Source organism: Streptomyces sp. NPDC005805 (assembly GCF_040630445.1).
Classification (GTDB): Bacteria; Actinomycetota; Actinomycetes; order Streptomycetales; family Streptomycetaceae; genus Streptomyces.
Genome location: NZ_JBEXXN010000007.1, coordinates 66,637 through 86,313, shown reverse-complemented (window position 1 = coordinate 86,313; position 19,677 = coordinate 66,637). Strand labels below are relative to the sequence as shown.

The window sequence follows — 19,677 nt, the reverse complement described above, 5'->3', positions numbered from 1 at the left end:
TAGGGTCAAGTGCAATGGGGGTCGCCATTCATGCGCACGCCCCGATTCCCCGTTGTTTCCCGGCAGTTCGGCCTGGTGATGCAGGGTGAGGAGAACACCGCCCGATGCCAGCTTTCCTGAAGAACCGCCAGGATCTCGGACGAGACTTCCTGGCCTCCCTCGTCGTCTTTCTCGTCGCCGTCCCGCTGTGCGTCGGCGTCGCCGTCGCCTCCGGTGTCCCCGCCGAACTCGGCCTCGTCACCGGGATCGTCGGCGGGATCGTCGTCGGGCTGATGCCCGGCAGCACCTTCCAGGTCAGCGGCCCGGCGGCCGGGCTCACCGTCCTCGTCTACGACGCGGTCACCGATTTCGGCCTGGGCGCGCTCGGTGTGATCGTCCTCGTCTCCGGCGCCCTCCAGATCCTGCTCGGCGGCTTCGGCCTGGGGCGCTGGTTCCGGGCCATCTCGGTCGCCGTGGTCCAGGGCATGCTCGCGGGCATCGGACTCGTCCTGGTCCTCGGCCAGTTGTACGCCCTCGCCGACACCGGCCAGCCCTCCGGCGGCATCGCGAAACTCACCGGCCTGCCGGAACTGGCGCACACGATCCTCACCGACGGGGCGAACGCGACCGCCTTCCTGGTCGGCGCGGGCACCATCGCCCTGCTCGTCCTCTGGCCCCGGCTCCCCGCCCGGGTGCGCCTGGTCCCCGGCCCGCTCGCGGCCGTCGCCGCCGCCACCCTCGTCACCGTCGCCCTCGACCTCCCCCTGGCCCGGGTCGAGGTGCAGGGCCTGCTGGACGCGATCCATCCGCCCGGGCTGTCGGACGCGGCCCGCCTCGCCGACGTCGCCCTCATCGGGACGATCCTCGCCTTCACCCTGATCGCCTCCGCCGAGAGCCTGTTCAGCGCCGCCGCGGTGGACCGGATGCACGACGGGCCGCGCACCGACTACAACAAGGAGCTGGTCGCCCAGGGCACCGGCAACGTGGTCTGCGGGGCCCTCGGCGCGCTCCCCATGACCGCCGTCATCGTCCGCAGCGCCGCCAACGTCCAGGCGGGCGCCCGCACTTCGCTCTCCCGGGTTCTCCACGGCGTGTGGCTGCTGCTCTTCGCCGCGCTGCTGCCCCAGGTCATCGGCATCATCCCGCTCGCCGCCCTCGCCGCGGTCCTGGTCCACGCCGGCGGCAAGCTCGTCCCGGTGGGGGAACTGCTCCCGCTCTGGCGCCAGCAGCGCGGCGAGGCCGCGATCCTGGTCGTCACCGCCCTCGCCGTCGTGGTCACCAACCTCTTCGAGGGCGTGATCATCGGCATCCTGCTGGCGGTGGTGAAGACCGCCTGGGAGACCTCCCACATCGCCATCGACGTCCGCGAACTCACCGGCGGCAGGCTGGTGGTGACCATCAGCGGCAACGCGACCTTCCTGCGCATCCCCTCCATCATGGAGCGCCTGGAGGGCCTCTCCCAGGACCACCCCGTCGAACTCGACCTCACCGGCCTGCGCCACCTCGACCACGCCTGCCGCGTCTCCCTGGAGAACTGGGCCCTTTACCACAACGGCACCGAGACCCCGGCCTCCGTCACCATCCGCCCCCCGTCGGGCGGCGACGGTCCGGGCTGAGGCACGTCGCCGGGAGCGGGCGGTCCCGGCCGCTTCCTCCGCCCCCTCGGGCAGATGGGTGAAGACGACGTCGGCGCCCTCGCGGGCACAGGCGAGCGCGACCGCGCGGCCGACGCCGGAGTCGCCGCCGGTGATCACCGTCACCCGGTCGGCCGGCAGACCGTGGCCGGTGCAGCTGTCCTCGCCGTGGTCCGGCCGGGGTCCATCGCCTCGGTCCGGGCGGGCGGGGACTGCCCTTACGCGGGGAAGTCCGGCCGGGGGTGGCGGGGTGACCGGGTCCTCGTCGTGTCGGGAATCCACTGTGGCGCCAGGTGCGAGTACGGCTGCGGGTACGGGTGGGTTTCAGGCGCCCGGCGGGACGGCCGCCGTGAGAGGGACGCGGAGGCTGCTGCGGCCCGCGTCCCACGCGGCGAGGACGGCCACGCCGAATCGGGCCTCCACGGCCTCGGTCGCGGCCACGCCGAAGGCCACGTCCCGGCCCAGGGACGGTTCGTCCGCCAGCAGCCCGCCCACCACGTCCCGGCGGACCACCTGTTCATGGACCGCGTCGGCCGTCACGTGCTCGTCGTAGAAGTGCTCGGCCGCCGGGCCCGCGCCCGTGCGGCGCATCGCCTCGGCCAGCCGCCGGGACGCGGGCGAGGAGGTCGTCTCGACATGCGCGAAGTGCCCGACCAGCGCGCCCCGCAGCGACCGGTGCAGCCCGAACAGGGACATCATGTTGACCACGGCGAGCATCTCGGGCCCCGCCGCGTCCGTGTAGCGGCCGTAGGAGGCGTCCAGGCCCAGATCGCGCATCAGGTCGGCGAACAGCTCCGCGTGCACGCGCTCCGCCCGGCCGCCGCCGAACTCGTCGAACTCCACGGCCGTGAACGCCGCCTTCGCCCGGCCGCGCAGCCGGGGGATCACCCAGGCGTGCGGGTCGGCCTCCTTGAGGTGGTACAGCGAACGCTGCGCCGCGTACTCCCGCACCTGCTCGCGGGTGCCGTCGTCGCGCAGGCGGTGGGAGACCCCCGAACCGTCCACCTGCTCCACCAGCAGCGCGTCCAGGGCCTCCCAGGGGTCGGCCGGACCGGTCGCCGAGGCGCGCAGTACGTCCAGGAAGCGGGCCTCCAGCGCGCGCCGCAGGCCCAGCAGACCCGGGTCCCACTCCCACTCCGGGTCGGTGCCGGTGAAACCCCGGTAGTGCGGCTCGTAGCAGAGGTGCAACGCCAGGTGCAGGTCCTCGTCCCAACCGTCCGCATGCCGCGCCGCCGCCGCGCCCGGGTCCGGGACCGGTCCGCCCACCGGGCCGCGCAGCGCCCGCAGCAGCGCGTCCGAGAGTTCGCCGCGCGCCCCGGGAAGGGGCGCGGAGCCGTCGGCCGGGCCGGCCCGGTGCGTCGCGGCGGCCGTCACGACCGGCTCCTGCGCCGGTGGCTGGTGTCGCACCAGGGATAGGCGCGGCTGCGGCGGCACAGGCACACCGCGACGGTGAACCGGTCGGAGGTGACGGTGGTGCCGTCGTCGAGGGTGATCTCCACCGGTCCCTCGACGAGGAGCGGCCCCTCCCGGGTGAGGGTCATCCGCCGGAGCTCTGGGCCACCGGGACCGGACACCGCCGGGTGCGGCTCACCGGACGCGTTCGCGCGGGGCTCATCGGGTGCGTTCGGCACGGACGACCACCAGTCCTTCCGTCGTGTCACCGGGCGGCAGCAGCCCCTGCGCCCGCAGCCACGCGGCGCGGGAGCGGAGCACCGGCCCGAGGGGGACGCGGACCCGGCGGACCACCTCCGCCGCCAGCCCGCCACGGCGCAGCCGGTCCAGCGTGGTCGCCGGCCCGCTCAGCGCCGAGTGCACCAGCAGCAGGCTGCCGCCCGGGCGCAGATGCGCCCCCGCCTGCGCGCAGACCCGGTCCAGCACGGCGCGCCCGTCCGGGCCCGCGTCCCAGGCGAGCGCCGGGCCGTCCTCGGGGAGGGCGTGGTCGGGAGCGGCCACATAGGGCGGGTTGCACAGGATCAGATCGAAGCGGCGGCCCGCCACCGGCCCGAACAGGTCGCCCCGCAGGACCCGCACCGGCAGACCGACGAGCGCCGCGTTCCGCCGCGCCCGCGTCACCGCCGGGCCGGCCACGTCCACGGCGGTGACCCGCGCCCCGTACCCGGCCGCGGTGAGGGCCAGCACTCCCGTCCCGGTGCCCAGGTCGAGCACCTCCGCGCCCGGGGGCGGCGGCGCCGCCCGGAGGGTGTCGGCCAGCAGCAGACTGTCCGCCTGCGGGGCGTACACCCCGGTGTCGTCCTCCGTCTCCGGGGTCCCGGGGCGCTCCGGGAGTGTGCGGGTCCTCGTCATCGGTCCTGCCTCTCCGGCGGGCTCCGGCCCGGGCGCGGGTATCCCGCGCGGCCGCCGTGTCACGGGGTGAACAGCACCTTCACGGCGCCGTCCCGCTTCTTCTGGAACATCTCGTACGCGTCGGGGGCCTGCGCCAGCGGCATCCGGTGCGTGGCGAAACCCTCGGTGCCCAGCGGATCGCCGTCGGTGACGAGGGGCAGCAGGTCGTCCATCCAGCGCCGCACATTCGCCTGGCCCATCCGCAACTGGATCTGCTTGTCGAACATCGCGAGCATCGGCATGGGGTCCGCCATCCCGCCGTACACACCGGAGACCGACACCGTCCCGCCCCGGCGGACCATGTCCAGCGCCAGGTGCAGGGCGGGCAGCGGGTCCACCGCGGCACGCTCCATCAGGCGGGCGGCGAGCGCGTCCGGCAGCAGCGAGGTGACCTGCTGCGCGCCCTTGGCGGCCGGCGACCCGTGGGCCTCCATGCCGACGGCGTCGATCACCGCGTCCGGACCGCGCCCGCCGGTGGCGTCCCGTACGGCGTCCGCCAGCGCGTCGCCGTAGTCGTCGAGACCGAAGGTGCGCACCCCGCGGGCGCGCGCCCGGGCCAGCCGTTCCGGGACGAGGTCGACGCCGATGACCTGGCCCGCCCCGCGGTGCGCGGCGATCCTGGCGCACATGTCGCCGATCGGGCCCAGACCGATGACCGCCACGCTGCCCTCCGGGGGCACCGCCGCGTACTCCACGGCCTGCCACGCCGTCGGCAGCACGTCGGACAGATAGACGAACCGCTCGTCCGGAGGCCCCTCGGGGACCTTGACGGGCAGCCGGTCGCCGAACGGCACCCGCAGATACTCCGCCTGCCCGCCCGGCACCTGCCCGTACAGCTTGGTGTAGCCGAACAGCGCGGCGCCCTTGCCGTACGCGCGGACCTGGGTGGTCTCGCACTGCGAGTGCAGCCCCTGCCCGCACATCCAGCAGCTGCCGCACGAGACGTTGAACGGCACCACCACCCGGTCCCCGGGCCGCAGGGTGCGCACCTCCGGCCCGGTCTCCGCGACCACGCCCATCGGTTCGTGCCCGAGGATGTCACCCGGATCGAGGTACGCCCCGAGCAGTTCGTACAGGTGGAGATCGGAACCGCACAGCCCGGTCGTGGTGATCCGGACGATCACGTCGTCCGGATCCCTGATCACCGGGTCCGGCACGGTCCCGACCCGCACATCGCGCTTTCCCTGCCAGGTCAGAGCCTTCATGGTGTCCTCTCCGCAGGGCGGTACGGGGCCGCCCTGCGAGTCGGGGTACCCAGGCCGGCGGACTTCATGGGCGCGCCCCGCGGAACGAAACGGAGGGGGCCGGGTCGGGGGGTGTTTCCCCGCCCGGGAGCTGGGCACCCGGCGCGCATGGTGAACATCGGCTACACGATGATGACCGAGCAGGCCGGCCCCCGGCAGCTCGTGGACCATGTGGTCCACGCCGAGGACGTCGGCTTCGGCTTCTCGGTCACCTCCGACCACGCCTTCCCGTGGCTGCGCTCCCAGGGGCACTCGCCGTACGCGTGGAGCGTTCTCGGGGCCGCCGCCCGGGCGACCTCCGAGATCCCGCTCATGACGTATGTGACCTGCCCGACGATGCGCTACCACCCGGCCGTCGTGGCGCAGAAGGCGGCGACCCTGCAACTCCTGTCCGAGGGCCGGTTCCGTCTCGGCCTCGGCTCCGGGGAGAACCTGAACGAGCACATCGTCGGCCCCTGGCCCGCCGCGGACGTCCGCCTCGGCATGCTCCGCGAGGCGGTGGAGATCATCCGTGAGCTGTTCCGCGGCGAGCACGTCAGCCGCCGCGGCGGCTACTTCACCGTGGAGTCCGCCCGCCTGTGGGACCTCCCCGAGGAGTCGCCCCCGATCGGTGTCGCCGTCTCCGGCTCGCGCTCCTGCGAACTGGCCGGGGAACTGGCGGACCTGCTGATCGCGGTGGAGCCGGAACGCGGCCTCGTCGACGCCTTCGACCGCGCGGGCGGCACGGGCAAGCCCCGCATCGGGCAGCTGCCGATCTGCTACGACACCGACCGCGAACGCGCGGTGGAGCGCGCGCACGACCAGTTCCGCTGGTTCGCGGGCGGCTGGAAGGTCAACTCCGAACTCCCGCACCCCGACGCCTTCGAGGCCGCGACGCGGTTCGTCGAGCCGGAGGGCGTCGCCGAGTCCATCCCCTGCGGGGACGACCCCGAGGCGGTCGCCCGGGCCGTGCAGGAGTTCGCCGACGCGGGCTTCACCGATGTGGCGCTCGTCCAGATCGGCGGCGACACCCAGCACGACTTCCTCGAATGGGCCGGGGACAAGCTCCTCCCCGAACTGCGCGCCGTCTGACGGCCTTTCCCCGCCGTTTCCCGCCGCTTCCCGCCTCTTCGCGTCGCCCGGACGCGACCGGCGGGTGCGGGCTCAGCCCTCGGCCGTCAGCCGGTCCGGGACCTGGGTGAGCAGCAGCCGGCCGTCGGCGCGCACATTGCACTCCGCTATCGTCCGCTCGGTCAGGCTCACCTGCCCGTCCCGGGTCTCCAGCCGCAGCGTGACCGTCAACTCGCCCAGACCGGTGCGCGGTCCGTCCGCCTCCGCGAAATCCCGGTAGAGGGTGTTCGGCCAGCGGTCCGGGTCGGCGTCCTGCCAGAGGCGCAACGCCCGGTCGCTGTACCGGCAGTGCTGGCCCCCGTGCGGCTCCTGCAACAGGGAGTGACTCATCGGCAGGGCGCCGAACAGCGGTACCAGCCGGGTGCGCAGCCGGTCGTTCTCCACCAGCCGGCGCTGCTGCCAACTCCGGCCCGCGGGAACGGTCATACGCAGCGCCGCGAGGACGTACGGGAGGCCCTCGCCCGAGACCGCGGGGTGGTCCTCCCGCCACTGGGGCCATACGGGCCCGGCCTGCGTCGCCCCCGGATGCGGCGCGGCGGCGTCGGGACCCCGCCTGGGCAGCCGCACGACCTGATCGTCTTTCACCGGAGAATTATGGACCAGACGGGGCCCGTGCGACATGCCCGGCCGCCCTCCGTGCGGTGATCGGGGAGTACCGGGGCGGAAAAGGGGCCGCTCCCGCGCCACCGGCGCACGCCCCCTGGACGCCGCGCGCGGCCCGGGGAGTGGGACGGGCCGCGGCGGGTACCCGTCGACTCCGGCCGGGACCACCCGGGCCGGGAAGGACGGAACGACCAGACACAGGACAGGAGCGCGAACCAGTGACCGTGGATTCCGAGGACTACCGCCCCGAGGGCCCCGGCGATCCGCTGCCCCGCGACATGCCCGACCAGCAGGCCGACCGGCAGGAGGCCGACGAGGACGACGGCGACGAGGCGTCGCCCGAACCCCCGGACGTCGAGGAGTCGCCGGAGCCGGGCGAGTCCCCGGGCTGACGCGGCCCCGGGGACTCGGGCCAGGCGTACGGGAGGGGCCCGGCGCATCCGCCGGGCCCCTCCCGTACGACCGCTGTTGACCACTGCGGCCGGGGTGCGGCCACGGAAGCTCAGCAGTTCAGCAGTTCAGCACCTCAGCGGTCGCCCTTGAGGGCGTCCCGCACCTTTCCGGCGCTGTCCTTCGCCTTTTCCTTCGCCTCACGCAGCGACCCCTGGGACTTCTCGGCACGGCCTTCCGCGGCCATGCTCTCGTCGTCCGTGGTCCGGCCGGCGCCTTCCTTGAGCTTTCCCTTGGCCTGCTCGTACTTCGCCTTGGCCTTTTCGTTCGCGCTCACGATGTCACCTTTCCTCTGAAACCTGTGAGGTCGTCTGAAGTCATCCGAAGTGAAGCCGTCTGAAGAATTCACGCCCTGCCGAGACTACGGCGACGGTACGCATCGCGCCTGATGGCAGCAGGTTCCGCGGTCACCAGTAGTGACGGCGCCCGCCGACCGAGCGCCCGAGGGCGCCGAGAAGCCAGAGCGCGGCCCCGACGGCGATCAGCACGATTCCGATGGTCCACAGAATTCCGATGCCGGCCACGGCACCGACGATGAGAAGTATGAGCCCCAGAATGATCATTACCTGTTCCTTCGGTCGACTGTCCCCGCGAGTGAGGGTTACCGCTCTGCCCGTTGTCAAACGGGGGGGAACGGAGGAGAAAAGAGAAAAGAAAAATGGGCCGTGGCGCACAGCGGAAAACGCTGCGCGCCACGGCCCCGCGCCGTGCGGCGAAAGGATCAGGCGTCGACGACACCCGACTTGGCGATCGTGACCTTCGAGCTCAGCGCCCCGGTGCGCGAACCCAGGGCCTCGATCTCCTTGACGAGGTCCATGCCCTCGACGACCTCGCCGAAGACGACGTGCTTGTTGTCCAGCCAGTCCGTCACGATGGTCGTGATGAAGAACTGCGAACCGTTGGTGTTCGGGCCCGCGTTGGCCATCGAGAGCTGGCCCGGCTTGGTGTGCTTGAGCTGGAAGTTCTCGTCGGCGAACTTCTCGCCGTAGATGCTGCGGCCGCCGGTGCCGTTGCCGGCGGTGAAGTCGCCGCCCTGCAGCATGAAGTCCGGGATGACCCGGTGGAACGACGAACCCTCGTAGCCGTAGCCGTGCTCGCCGGTCGCCAGCTCGCGGAAGTTCTTCGCGGTCTTCGGGACGACCTCGTCGAAGAGCTGGAAGACGATCCGGCCGGCGGCACGGTCGTCGATCGTGATGTCGAAGTACACATTGCTCATGCGGCCATCCTGGCATCCCGGCCGCTACCGGCGCACATCAGGCCCCGGTGAGAGCGGCGAGTCCCGCTCCCCGGAGGGGTCCCGGTCCCTCGGCGGGACGCGGACCAGGACCGGGTCCTGGTCCGCGTGCCGTACCGCCCGGCCCGAGCGCAGTTCGAGCCGGCCGCTGGTGAAGCCGGCGCGGAAGCGCCGGTCGTGCGAGACGGCGACCACCGCCCCCGCGTACTCCGCGAGCGCCGCCTCCAACTCCTCCACCAGGGTGAGCGCGACATGGTTCGTCGGCTCGTCGAGCACCAGGAGGTCCGCCGGCCGCGACAGCAGCCGGGCCAGTTCCAGCCGCCGCTGCTGGCCGACCGAGAGCGCCGCGACCGGCACCTCCAGGTCCCGTTCGCGGAACAGCCCGAGCTCCAGCAACGCGTCCGCGTGGTCCTCCGGCACACCCGGCCGGCCCTCGGCGTACGCGGCGAGCAGGGTGCCCCGGGCCGGGCGGTCCGGGAGTTCCTGCGGCAGATAGCCGATCGCGGCCTGCCCCGGCCGCTCCACCCGGCCCGTGTCCGGGCGCAACTCGCCCGCGAGGACCCGCAGCAGCGTCGACTTGCCGGCGCCGTTGGGGCCCGTCACCAGCAGCCGTTCCCCGGCCCGCACCCGCAGGCCGTCCAGCCGCAGGCGCTGCCCGACGGTCACGTCCGTGAGTTCGGCCAGGATCCCGCCCGGGGCCCGGCCGGCGAGCGTGCGCGGACGGCCCGTGAACCGCAGCGGCTCGGGCGGCGCGGCCACGGGCCGGCGCCGCAGCTCCTTAAGCCGGGTCCGCGCGGCCCGGACCCGGCCCGAGAGCTTCGCCTCGCTGGACCGCCGGTGCTTGCCGAAGCCCTGGCGCGGGTCCCCGCCCGTGGCGGCGAGCCGCTGCCCCGCCGCCCCGACCAGCTCCTCGGTCCGCGCCAGCTCGTCCCGCCACTCCCGGTGGTCCTGCTCCCAGCGGCGGCGGGCGGCCGCCTTCGCGGTCCGGTAGCCCGCCCACCCGTCGCCGTAACGGTTCACCGCCCGCCGGTCCCGGTCCACCTCCAGGATCGTGGTGGCGATCCGCTCCAGGAACGCCCGGTCGTGGGTGACCGCGACGACCGTGCCGCGGTGCGCCCGCAGCCGCTCCTCCAGCCAGCCCGCCGCCTGCGCGTCCAGATGGTTGGTCGGCTCGTCGAGCAGCAGCAGTTCGGGGCCGGCGCTCAGCACACAGGCGAGGGCGAGCCGGGACTGCTCCCCGCCCGACAGCGTGGCGACCGGGCGGTCCCGCCCGACGCCCGCGAGACCGAGCCCGTGCAGAGCCGCCTCCACCCGGGCGTCGGCCTCGTACCCGCCGCGCTCCTCGAAGGCGGTCAACAGCTCTCCGTAAGCGGCGAGTTGGGCCTCACCGGCGGTGCCGAGGGCCGACTCCGCGGCCCGCAGCCGCTGTTCGAGACCGCGCAGTTCGGCGAGGGCCGCGTCGACGACGTCCCGCACGGTCGCGTCCGGGCCGACGGCGAAGGTCCGGTCCAGCGTCTGCGCGAGGTGCCCGGTGCCGCCGGGCGCGTGGACGGTGACCTCCCCGCCGCCGGGCTCCTCCGCGCCCGCCATCAGACGCAGCAGCGTGGACTTCCCGGACCCGTTCTCCCCGACGACCCCGGCTCGTTCCCCGGGCCGGACGGTGAACGAGACCTGGTCGAGTACGGGGTGGTCGGCATAGCTCTTGGACACATCGGTGAACGTCAACTGGGCGCGTGCGCGCATGGTCTTCCCCTGGAATGCGGGCCACCGGACACGGCGACGCCTTCGCGTGCGCGTCTCGTCCGGGGCGGACGGGTTCTCCGGTCGGGCGAAGGGGGACGCCGACGGCGCCACCGGCCGTGCGGTGGCTCAGGTCGCGTCCGCGCCCGGAATCAGAGGAAGAAGTAGTGCCGGTGAGAACCCATGCGGCCGAGTCTAACGCCGCCCCCGTGCCCGGTGCGGCCCCTTTTCCCCCGGCCCGGGGCGGGCCCACCCCGGCCCCGAGGGCTACGCCCGGCCCGGCCCCCCGAGGGCTACGCCGCGCCCTGGGACCGGCCATGGCGGGCCGGGGCCGGCGCCCGCCCGGGGGCTATGGCCGAGGGGCAGGGCCGCCGCCTCCGGCCGGGGCGCGCCGGCCGGAGGCGGCCTCGGCGTCCCGCGTACGCCTCGGCTACGTCCCGCCCGGGCCGGGCCCACCTCGGCCCGGCCCCCCGAGCCACGCCCCGCCCGGATGGCCCCGGCCGGGCCGGGGCTACACCCCGCCCCGGGCCCGACCCCGAGGGCTACGCCCCGCCCCGGCGCCGAGCGCCACCCCGCTCACCCCGGCCCCCGGAGTTCCCCCGACCCGCGCGGCACCAGCCGGGTGGAGACCGGGACGGACCGGGCGCGGGAGCGGTCGCCGTCCAGGCGGGCGAGGGCCGTCTCCGCCGCTGCCCGTCCGATGGCCGCCGGGTCCTGGGCGACGGCCGTCAGGGGCGGGTCCAGGGCCTCTGCCAGCGGCAGGTCGTCGAAGGCGACCAGTGCCACGTCCCGGCGGCGGCCGGAGCGGGCCAGTTCGGTGACCGCGCCCGTCGCCGCCACGTTGTTGCCCGCGAACAGGGCCGTCGGCGGATCGGGCAGGGCCAGCAGCGCCCGCGCCGCCCCGGCCGCGTCCGCCGCGGTGTGCGCGTTCGCGACCAGGGCCCGGTCGTACGGCAGCCCGGCCTCCGTCAGGGCCGCCCGGTAGCCGGCCAGGCGCTCGCGCCGGGTGTGCAGGCGGACGGGCAGGTCGCCGAGGAAGCCGATCCGCCGGTGGCCGTGGGCGAGGAGATGCGCGACGCCCTCGTGCGCGCCCGCCCGGTGGGTCCCGGCGACGGCGTCCGCCGCGAGGCCCGAACCGGGCCGGTCGAGGAAGACGACCGGCAGACCGCCCGCCCGGTGCCGAGCCAGATACGCGTGGTCCGCCCCGGGCGAGGGCACCACCAGCAGCACGCTCACCCGCCGCGCCAGGAAGGTGCCCACCAGAGCCCGCTCCCGCTCCGGATCGTCGGCGGACGACCCCATCAGCAGGGTGAGCCCCCGCCCGCGGACGGCCTCCTCGACCGCCCCCGCGACCGTCCCGAAGAAGGGGTTGCCCGGGTCCGGCACGACCAGGCCGACGGTGGTGTCCGGCCCGCCGACGCGGACGCTGCGGGCCATCGGGTTGGGCTGGAAGCCGAGCCGGGCGACGGCGGAGAGGACCCGCGCCCGGGTCTCGGGCGAACTCGGCCCGTCCGCGTTGAGGACCCGGGAGACGGTCTTCGCGCTGACGCCCACCTCGCGGGCGACATCGGCCAGCGTCGGGCGGCGGCTCGCGGCCATGCACCACCGTTCCTGTCGGTTCGGCGCGCCGGTCCCGTACGGACGGGACCGCCCGCGCGGTCGGAGGGGGAGCGCCGCCGCGACGACGCCCCGGCGCGGACCCGACCCTACCGGCGCCCGGCCCGGCGGGCACCGGTGTCAACGATGACAGCTGTCATCGTTGACACCGACGCGGCGCGGATGGTGGACTTCCCGGCGTCCCCGCACCCGGCCCACCGGCCACCGGCCGCGCGGCCCGCCACCGCCGCCCACCCGCCGCCCCGCGACCGGCTCACCGCCCGAGGAGACCGCCATGCGCCGAGAGCCCCCCGCGCGCCCCTCGCCCGTCACCGTCCTCGGCGAGTGCGTCGCGGACGCCTTCACCGAACCGGCGGACGGGGCCTCCGACGCGCTGACCCTGCGCGTACTGGCCGGCGGCGGACCCGCCAACACCGCCGTCGCCCTGGCCCGCCTCGGCACCCCCGCCCGCTTCCTGGCCCGCCTCGGCGACGACGTGTTCGGACGGCTCTTCCGCCGGCGGCTGGAGGACTCCGGGGTCGACCTGTCGGCCGCCGTCCGCGCCGCCGAACCGAGCACCCTCGCCGTCGCGGAACTGGACGCGGCCGGGCAGGCCGCGTACTCCTTCCACGCCGAGGGCACGGCCGACTGGCAGTGGACCCGCGCGGAACTGGACGCCGTCCCGCTGGACGGCGTCACCTGTGTGCACACCGGCTCGCTCGCCCTGGTCCGGGAGCCCGGCGGCACGGTCGTCGAGGAGTTCCTCGCCCGCGCGGCGCGCGCCGGGGCGACCGTGTCCATCGACCCCAACGTCCGCCCGCTGCTCGTCCCGCCCGCCGTCTACCGGGAGCGGCTGCCCGCGTGGTGCCGCCTCGCGGACGTGCTGCGCCTCAGCGAGGACGACCTCGCCCTGCTGCTCCCCGGCCGCACCCCCGAAGCGGCCTGCGACGAGTGGCACGCGGCCGGCGTCCCCCTCGTGGTGATCACCCTGGGGGAGCGGGGCGCGCTCGCCTCCCTGGACGGGGAGCGCGTCACGGTCCCGGCCCCGCCGGTGCGCGTCGTGGACACCGTCGGCGCCGGGGACTCGTTCACCGCGGGCCTCCTCCACCACCTCGGCGTCCAGGGCGCCCTGGGCGGCCGGCCGGACGGGCTGACGATCAGTGAGGTGGCCGACGCCTGCGCCTTCGCCGCCCGCGTGGCGGCCCTCACCTGCTCGGTCGCCGGCCCCAACCCGCCCCGGGCCGACCGGTTGGGCGAGCCGACCGCCCCCGCCCGGCCGGGTGGGTAGAGTCCCGCGTGGCCGTCGACCCCTGAAGGGCCTGACACACCCCATGACGAACAAATGGCTGCTCCTCTCGGCGGCGATCCTGCTCGAAGTCGCCGCGACGCTCTCCCTGCGCGCGGCACTTGACCACCCCGCCTGGTACACGGTGGTCGTGGTCGGCTACGCCGGCGCCTTCACCGCCCTGAGTCTGACGCTGCGTCAGGGCATGGGCATCGGGGTCGCGTACGGCGTCTGGGCCGCCTGCGGGGTCGCGCTGACGGCCGTCCTCGCCGCACTGGTCTTCGGCGATCCGCTCTCCATCGGGATGGGTGTGGGCATCGTCCTGGTCATCGGCGGTGTCCTGTGCGTCGAACTCGGCGCCCAGGCGGCCCACCGCGAACGGCGGGACGCGGACGGGCGGCAGGGGGAGACGGCGTGAGCTGGGTGATCCTGATGGGCGCGATCCTGTCCGAGGTCGGCGGCACGCTCTCCCTGCGGATGGCCTCCCAACCCGGCGCCGACCGGCGGTGGTTCCTCGCGGTGGGGGCCGGCTACCTCGCCGCCTTCGTCCTGCTCAGCCTCACCCTGAGCCTCGGGGTCGCCCTCGGGGTCGCGTACGGGATCTGGGCCGCCTGCGGGGTCGCGCTGACGGCCCTGGCCTCACGGGTCCTGTTCAAGGAACCGCTCACGGCGGTCATGCTCCTCGGCATCGGTCTCGTCATCGCGGGAGTGCTGGTCATCGAACTCAACGCGACCCACCACCGCTGAGCGGGCCGGGACGGCCGCCGGACACGACCGCCCCGGACCCGCCTCGTCAGCGCCCCGGCTCCGGTACGACGACCACGGGACCGGCCTCGGGACCGTCTTCCGGACCCGGTTCGGGAGCGGCCTCCGCGGCGCCTTCCGGACCGGGCTCGTGGTCGGCTTCCCGACCGGCCCCGGGGCGGGCGTCCGGCACATGGTCCTCCGGCGCGACCGCCCGCACCCGTCCGCGCAGGAACAGGGCGAGGGCCACCCCCAGATAGGGGAGGGCCAGCAGGGCGAACACCCCGCCGTGCCCGAACTGCGCGGACAGGCCCGCGTACGCGCCGTACGTGCCCAGCGTCGCCACGCTGGTGCCCAGACCCGCGAGCGAGGTGACCGTGGCCCGGCTCGGCCCGGTGATCGCCGCCTGGAGTCGCGCGTCGGCGAGGACGTCCGCGAGCTGGAACACCAGGAACCCCGCCGCCACCGCGACGAACCCGGCCGGATGCCCGGAGAGCGCGCCCAGCGCCGTGGCCGCCGCACCCCCGGCGAGCAGCAGCCCCAGGGACCGCGAACGCATCCCCTCCGCCCGTCCCACCAGCAGCGAACCGGCCGTCAGCCCCGACCACACCACCAGCGCCAGCAGCGGCACCGTGGTGGCGGCCACGCCGGTCGACGCGGCCAGCAGCGGCACGTACTCGTCCAGCGCGCCCCACACCGAGGTGACCGCGATGCTCAGCAGCAGCGCCCGCCGGACCGGCCGGCTGCGCCGCACATCGCCCAGACCGGCGCGCAGCGTCGCCACCGGGCCCGGGGCCCCCACGTCCGCGGCGTCACCCGGGTCCGAGCCCGAACGTGCGCCGCCCCGGTGCTCCGGCAGGGCCGCGCCCGCCGCCGCGCAGAGCAGACAGGCCCCGACACTCGCCACCGCGATCGCGGGCAGCCCGCCGACCGCGAGGACCGGCGCGGCGGCCGCCGTGGAGACCGCCACCGCGACCATCGCCCAGGCCGTGGCCCGGCCCATCACCCGCGCGTACCGCGAGGCGGCGCCCAGCCGCTCCAGTTCGTCGTGCGCCAGCGCCTCGTACGCGCCGGACCGCAGCGCCCCGCCGACACCCCAGAGCACGAAGCCCGCGGCGAAGGTCCCGTACGACGGGACGGTGAACCACAGGGTGAAACCGGTCGCGGTCAGCAGCGGACCCGCGATCAGCAGCAGCCGCCGCGACAGCACGTCCGCCAGCACACCGGACGGCACCTCCAGCACCAGTCCGGCGAGGGACCACAGGGCGAACAGGGACGAGATCTCGGCCGTGGTGAGGCCGTGATCGGCGAAGAGCAGTGCGTAGAGGGGGTACAGGAGGACGAAGTCCTCAAGACCCGAGTAGAGGCAGAGCCGCCGCTCCAGACGCCGGAGGCGGGCGTCGGGCGGGCATGACGACAAGGTGAGCATGCGGAAAGGTCCTTCGACGGGACGGACAGCGGACGCCGGGTGCTCACCCGAGCGGCGGTCCGCGGCAGTCCGTCCTGGGACCAGGGGCGGTGGATCAATGTCGTCGGCGCATACGGCCGATTCTACGGCAGGGGCCCGACCGGCCGATGCCCCGGAGGAGTGAGCCCTCGGCGACGGGGACCGGTCCCGGCGCGTCGCGGGTACGCATGGCCCGCACTGTTCCACGAGCACGGAGGACGCCCCCATGCCTGTCCGTCAGCGAGCCGCACACCTGCTGCTCCCCACGCTGTGCGCGGCGGCCCTGCTGCTCACCGGATGCTCCACCGGACCCGCCGCGTCCCCGGCCGCCCCTCCGGCCCCCGCCGCGGGCCCGGCCGGCAGCGGCTCCGACAAGCACGCCGACACCGAGCAGCGCCCCGCCCCGGCACCCACCCCGCGTGCGATCCCCGGCATCGGACCGGGGACCGCCGCCTCCCTGACCGACGGCACCCACCAGGCCCTGGTCGTCACCGGTGAGAGGGCCGACACCAGCACCGCCACCGCCGTCCTCTGGCAGCGCGAGGACGCCGCCTCCCCCTGGACCCGGGTCCTCGGCCCCTGGCCCGCGCACAACGGCCTGCGCGGCTGGACCCACGAGCACTGGGCGGGCGATCTGCGCACCCCGATCGGGGTCTTCGGCCTGGGCGACGCGGGCGGCAGGCTGCCCGACCCGGGGGCCCTGCTGCCCTACGACCAGGACCCGGAGTTCGCCGTCTCCGGCACCGGCTTCCTCGGCGAACCCCTGGAGGGCTCCTTCGACCATGTGATCGCCATCGACTACAACCGCGTCCCCGGCCGCACGCCCCTGGACAAGGAACGCCCGCTCGGCGAGGAGCGGGGCGGCGGGGTGTGGGTCCACGTCGACCACGAGGGTCCGACCCAGGCGTGCATCTCCCTCTCGGCCGACCATATGCGGCAGCTGCTGCGCGCCCTGGACCCCGACCGGGGCCCGGTGATCGTCATGGGCCCGGCCGCCGAGCTGCGCACATAGCCCCCCGCCGTGAGCCGCCGCGCCCCTCACCCCAGTTCAAGGCTGGTGACGCCGTAGAGCCCGGCCGCGTCCAGCACCGGAGCCGGGCCCGTGTACATCCGCGCCGTCTCGAACACCGGCTCCAAACCCAGCCCCGACACCAGCCCGGCCGCCCCGGGGCAGACGTCCGGCACATCGATCGCGACCGGCCCGCCCGCCGCCTCCGCCAGCGCACCGAGCAGCGCCACCGCGACCCCGGACCCGGCGGCGTACAGCGGCCCGATCCGGGAGGCCCCGGCGCACGGCCGGACCACGCCGAGACCGCACAGCTCCCCGTCCCGCAGGGCCGCGACCGCCGTCCGCCCCGGCAGACCGGTCCACGCGGCGAGGAAGGCGTCCCGCTCCGCGGGGACGAAACGCCGGTCGTACGCCGCGAGCGCATCGAAGGGCAGCGTCCGGGCGTCGCACAGCCGGACCCCGGGCGGCACCGGCGTCACCCCGCCCGGCACGCCCTCGAAACGCAGATTCGTCCACGCCCGGCGGAACCCGGACTTCCGGTAGTTGTGCTGCTGGGCGACCACCCCGTCCAGCCCCGTCAGCCGCCCGGCCAGCCGCTCGGTCGCGGCCCGCCACAGCCGGATGCCGTAGCCCTGCCCCCGCACCGGCGGGCTGGTGATGTAGAAGCCGATGAACCCGCCGGCCGCGCCCTGGCGCACCGCCGACACACAGCCCACGGGCACCCCGTCCAGCCGTCCCGTCAGAAAGCCCCGGGGGTCGGCGACGGCGAACGCCTGGAGGTCGGAGTCGCCCGGGTTCCACCCCTCCGCCTCCGCCCACTCCCGCATCAGCGCCCTGTCCTGTGCGCTCGCGTTCCCGATCACGAATTCCGGCACGGCCGCTCCTCCACTTCCGCCCCCGCACCCACCCGTCGGGCGCCGGGCTCCGCCGGTCTGCACAACACTCCCGCCGGGCCCCGCGTCACGGGCGCGGACGTGCGCTGGTTGAGAGGCTCCCAGGTCGGGAGCATGCTGGGACGAGGGCCGCCACCGGCCCCCGCGACGGCGGACAGGCGCCGGGAAGGGCGAGTGATCTCCCCATGGACGGACACGGCACCGGCCGGGACGCCGCCGCGGAACCAGGCCCGGACGGGCCCGGCGGGGCGGACACCCCGGACGGCCCGCCCGCGCCCGACGGTCGCGGCGCCGTGGACATGACCGCCCTGGCGCCGCTGATCATGGAGCAGATGCCGGTGCCCATGGCCTACTACGACCGCGACTGCCGCCGCGTCTGGGCCAACACCGCCGCCCTGCGGGTCGTCGACCGCGAACTCTGGCAGGTCAGCGGTCTGCGCCCGGGTGAACTCGCCCCCGGCGTCGTCGTCGGCGGCGGGCAGGAGCTGGAGCAGGTCATGCGCGAGGTGATGGCCTCCGGCGAGTCCCGCACCTACGAGACCTTCCTGCGCCCCGGCGGCGACGAGCACGTCTGGACGGCCGTCCTCTCACCCGTCACCGACGGCGACGGCCGCGTCCACGGCTGCTCCGTGGTCACCCTGGACATCACCGAGCAGTACCGCGCCCGCGAGCGGATGGCCGTCCTGGACGAGGCCAGCATGCGGATCGGCAGCACCCTGGACGTGGTCCGCACGGCCGAGGAGCTGGCGGAGCTGGCCACCGAGAGCTTCGCCGACTTCGTCGCCGTGGACCTGCTGGAGCCGGTCCTCGCCGGGGACGAGCCGCGCCCCCCGCCGCCCGGCACCGACATCGTCTTCCGCCGCACCGCCCAGGCCTCCGTCCTCGACGGCTGCCCCGAGTCGGTCGTCCCCGTCGGCGAGTCCTACGCCCTCGCCCGGGACTCCGCGATGGGACGGGTCCTCGTGCGCGGCGAGGCGGTCCGCCAGGACGTGGACGAGGCGGCCCTGGTGCTCTGGGAGCCCGTCGACCCCGAACGCGTCCGCAGCATGCGCGCCCACCGCGTCCACTCCACCCTGACCGCCCCGCTGCTGGCCCGGGGCGTCAGCCTCGGCATCGCCAGCTTCGGCCGGCACCGCAACCCCGACCCCTTCGACGAGAACGACCTGGCGCTCGCCGGGGAACTGGCCGCCCGCGCCGCCGTGGCCGTGGACAACGCCCGCCGCTACACCCGCGAGCACGCCACCGCCCTCGCCCTCCAGCGCAGCCTGCTGCCCCGCCGGACCGTGCGCCAGCAGGCCGTCGAGGTCGCCTCCCGCTATCTGCCGAACACCACCGGCGCCGGTATCGGCGGGGACTGGTTCGACGTGATCCCGCTCTCCGGGGCCCGCGTCGCCCTGGTCGTCGGCGACGTCGTCGGCCACGGCGTGCAGGCATCGGCGACCATGGGCCGGCTGCGCACCGCCGTGCGCACCCTCGCCGATGTGGACCTCGCGCCCGACGAACTCCTCACCCAGTTGGACGACCTGGTCCTGAAACTCGACCGGGAGGAGGCCGTCGACTCCGCCGGCGGCTCCTCCGTCACCGGTGCCACCTGCCTCTTCGCCGTCTACGACCCGGTCACCGGCCACTGCTCCATGGCCCGGGCCGGCCACCCCGAGCCCGTCCTCGTCCGCCCCGACGGCACCGCCGCGCTGATGGAACTGCCCAGCGGCCCGCCGCTCGGAGTGGGCGGGCTGCCCTTCGAGGCGGCCGAGTTCGAACTGCCCGAGCGGAGCATGCTCGCCCTCTACACCGACGGACTGGTGGAGGCCCCCGGGCGGGACACCGACGCCGCCCTCACCGTGCTGCGGGACACCCTCGCCCGGCCCACCGGGTCCCTCGACGACACCTGCGACGCCGTGATGGAGGCCCTGCTGCCCGCCCGGCCCGACGACGACGTGGCCCTGCTCCTCGCCCGCGTCGGCCGGCTGGACGCGGACCACCACGCCTCCTGGGAACTGCCCTGCGACCCCTCCGTGGTGGCCCGGGCCCGCAAGTACGCCGCCGCCCAGCTGGAGGCCTGGGGCCTGACCGACGCCGTCTTCACCACGGAACTCGTCGTCAGCGAACTCGTCACCAACGCGATCCGCTACGGCGGCTCCCCGATCCGGCTGCGCCTCATCCGCGACACCGCCCTCGTCTGCGAGGTGTCCGACGGCAGCAGCACCGCCCCCCATCTGCGCCGCGCCCGGATCTACGACGAGGGCGGCCGGGGCCTGCTGCTCGTCGCCAGCCTCACCGAGTGCTGGGGCACCCGGTACGGGGCCATGGGCAAGACCATCTGGGCCGAGCAGCCGCTCCCGGCGTCCTAGGTGTATTGACAAAGT

General features: G+C 75.0%; 20 protein-coding genes and 1 pseudogene. 8 read left to right on the top strand and 13 right to left on the bottom strand.

Annotation, left to right across the window (positions count from 1 at the left end; genetic code table 11):
- The first annotated feature begins 104 nt into the window (after positions 1–104).
- Positions 105–1,595: a SulP family inorganic anion transporter gene (locus ABZ457_RS06595; RefSeq protein WP_359154572.1), complete on the top strand. Its 1,491-nt coding sequence runs from the start codon at positions 105–107 to the stop codon at positions 1,593–1,595.
- A gap of 15 nt (positions 1,596–1,610) precedes the next feature.
- Here the strand turns inward: ABZ457_RS06595 and ABZ457_RS06590 are convergent.
- The 5 genes and pseudogenes from ABZ457_RS06590 to ABZ457_RS06570 all read right to left on the bottom strand — a co-directional run.
- Positions 1,611–1,891 (bottom strand): annotated as a pseudogene (locus tag ABZ457_RS06590) (NAD(P)-dependent dehydrogenase); the annotation flags it as partial.
- 46 nt (positions 1,892–1,937) lie between these two features.
- Positions 1,938–2,987, bottom strand: a complete 1,050-nt coding sequence (locus ABZ457_RS06585) for an iron-containing redox enzyme family protein (RefSeq protein ID WP_359154570.1) — start codon at positions 2,985–2,987, stop codon at positions 1,938–1,940.
- Positions 2,984–3,154: a CDGSH iron-sulfur domain-containing protein gene (locus ABZ457_RS06580; protein ID WP_359154567.1), complete on the bottom strand. Its 171-nt coding sequence runs from the start codon at positions 3,152–3,154 to the stop codon at positions 2,984–2,986. The genes ABZ457_RS06585 and ABZ457_RS06580 overlap by 4 nt, the downstream gene beginning before the upstream one ends.
- A 70-nt stretch (positions 3,155–3,224) precedes the next feature.
- A complete protein-coding gene (locus tag ABZ457_RS06575) occupies positions 3,225–3,917 on the bottom strand; it encodes a HemK2/MTQ2 family protein methyltransferase (RefSeq protein WP_359154565.1) in 693 nt (230 codons plus the stop codon).
- 59 nt (positions 3,918–3,976) lie between these two features.
- Positions 3,977–5,161, bottom strand: coding sequence for a zinc-dependent alcohol dehydrogenase (locus ABZ457_RS06570; protein WP_359154563.1), 1,185 nt, complete (start codon positions 5,159–5,161; stop codon positions 3,977–3,979).
- Positions 5,162–5,308: 147 nt separating this feature from the next.
- Here ABZ457_RS06570 and ABZ457_RS06565 point away from each other — a divergent pair, with 147 nt between their 5' ends.
- Entirely contained in the window at positions 5,309–6,271 is a 963-nt protein-coding gene (locus tag ABZ457_RS06565) for an LLM class F420-dependent oxidoreductase (protein WP_359154560.1), read from the top strand.
- Positions 6,272–6,343: 72 nt separating this feature from the next.
- Here ABZ457_RS06565 and ABZ457_RS06560 read toward each other — a convergent pair whose 3' ends face one another.
- Positions 6,344–6,895 (bottom strand): hypothetical protein, encoded by a 552-nt coding sequence (locus tag ABZ457_RS06560; protein WP_359154558.1) that lies wholly within the window; start codon positions 6,893–6,895, stop codon positions 6,344–6,346.
- A gap of 236 nt (positions 6,896–7,131) precedes the next feature.
- Here ABZ457_RS06560 and ABZ457_RS06555 point away from each other — a divergent pair, with 236 nt between their 5' ends.
- Entirely contained in the window at positions 7,132–7,305 is a 174-nt protein-coding gene (locus ABZ457_RS06555) for a hypothetical protein (RefSeq protein ID WP_359154556.1), read from the top strand.
- Positions 7,306–7,439: 134 nt separating this feature from the next.
- On the opposite strand, the gene ABZ457_RS06550 is transcribed toward ABZ457_RS06555, so the two are convergent.
- The 5 genes from ABZ457_RS06550 to ABZ457_RS06530 form a co-directional block, all read right to left on the bottom strand.
- Entirely contained in the window at positions 7,440–7,640 is a 201-nt protein-coding gene (locus ABZ457_RS06550) for a CsbD family protein (protein WP_359154554.1), read from the bottom strand.
- Between the two features lie 130 nt (positions 7,641–7,770).
- On the bottom strand, positions 7,771–7,926 hold the full coding sequence (locus tag ABZ457_RS06545) for a DUF6131 family protein (protein WP_359154552.1): 156 nt from the start codon (positions 7,924–7,926) through the stop codon (positions 7,771–7,773).
- A 158-nt stretch (positions 7,927–8,084) separates the two neighbouring features.
- The gene (locus ABZ457_RS06540) at positions 8,085–8,579 is read right to left on the bottom strand and encodes a peptidylprolyl isomerase (RefSeq protein WP_359154550.1); all 495 of its coding nucleotides are present in this window, start codon (positions 8,577–8,579) and stop codon (positions 8,085–8,087) included.
- A gap of 24 nt (positions 8,580–8,603) precedes the next feature.
- Positions 8,604–10,340, bottom strand: coding sequence for a ribosomal protection-like ABC-F family protein (gene abc-f / locus ABZ457_RS06535; protein WP_359154548.1), 1,737 nt, complete (start codon positions 10,338–10,340; stop codon positions 8,604–8,606).
- A gap of 573 nt (positions 10,341–10,913) precedes the next feature.
- Complete coding sequence (locus ABZ457_RS06530) at positions 10,914–11,936, bottom strand: LacI family DNA-binding transcriptional regulator (protein WP_359154545.1); 1,023 nt, start codon at positions 11,934–11,936, stop codon at positions 10,914–10,916.
- A 292-nt stretch (positions 11,937–12,228) separates the two neighbouring features.
- Here ABZ457_RS06530 and ABZ457_RS06525 point away from each other — a divergent pair, with 292 nt between their 5' ends.
- From ABZ457_RS06525 to ABZ457_RS06515, 3 genes are read left to right on the top strand one after another with little or no spacing between them, the layout of a single operon-like run.
- Positions 12,229–13,221 carry a carbohydrate kinase gene (locus tag ABZ457_RS06525; protein WP_359154543.1) on the top strand — a complete coding sequence of 331 codons (993 nt, stop codon included), beginning with the start codon at positions 12,229–12,231 and terminating at the stop codon, positions 13,219–13,221.
- A gap of 43 nt (positions 13,222–13,264) precedes the next feature.
- Positions 13,265–13,636, top strand: a complete 372-nt coding sequence (locus ABZ457_RS06520) for an SMR family transporter (protein WP_359154541.1) — start codon at positions 13,265–13,267, stop codon at positions 13,634–13,636.
- Complete coding sequence (locus ABZ457_RS06515) at positions 13,633–13,965, top strand: SMR family transporter (RefSeq protein WP_359154538.1); 333 nt, start codon at positions 13,633–13,635, stop codon at positions 13,963–13,965. Before ABZ457_RS06520 ends, ABZ457_RS06515 begins: the two co-directional genes overlap by 4 nt.
- A gap of 46 nt (positions 13,966–14,011) precedes the next feature.
- Here the strand turns inward: ABZ457_RS06515 and ABZ457_RS06510 are convergent, their stop codons facing one another.
- Positions 14,012–15,391, bottom strand: coding sequence for an MFS transporter (locus ABZ457_RS06510; protein WP_359154536.1), 1,380 nt, complete (start codon positions 15,389–15,391; stop codon positions 14,012–14,014).
- Positions 15,392–15,635: 244 nt separating this feature from the next.
- On the opposite strand from ABZ457_RS06510, the gene ABZ457_RS06505 reads away from it, so the two are divergent.
- Positions 15,636–16,421 carry a hypothetical protein gene (locus ABZ457_RS06505; protein WP_359154534.1) on the top strand — a complete coding sequence of 262 codons (786 nt, stop codon included), beginning with the start codon at positions 15,636–15,638 and terminating at the stop codon, positions 16,419–16,421.
- Positions 16,422–16,447: 26 nt separating this feature from the next.
- On the opposite strand, the gene ABZ457_RS06500 is transcribed toward ABZ457_RS06505, so the two are convergent.
- A complete protein-coding gene (locus tag ABZ457_RS06500; RefSeq protein WP_359154532.1) occupies positions 16,448–17,293 on the bottom strand; it encodes a GNAT family N-acetyltransferase in 846 nt (281 codons plus the stop codon).
- A gap of 203 nt (positions 17,294–17,496) precedes the next feature.
- On the opposite strand from ABZ457_RS06500, the gene ABZ457_RS06495 reads away from it, so the two are divergent.
- Positions 17,497–19,662, top strand: coding sequence for a SpoIIE family protein phosphatase (locus ABZ457_RS06495; protein ID WP_359154530.1), 2,166 nt, complete (start codon positions 17,497–17,499; stop codon positions 19,660–19,662).
- The last annotated feature ends 15 nt before the right edge of the window (positions 19,663–19,677 follow it).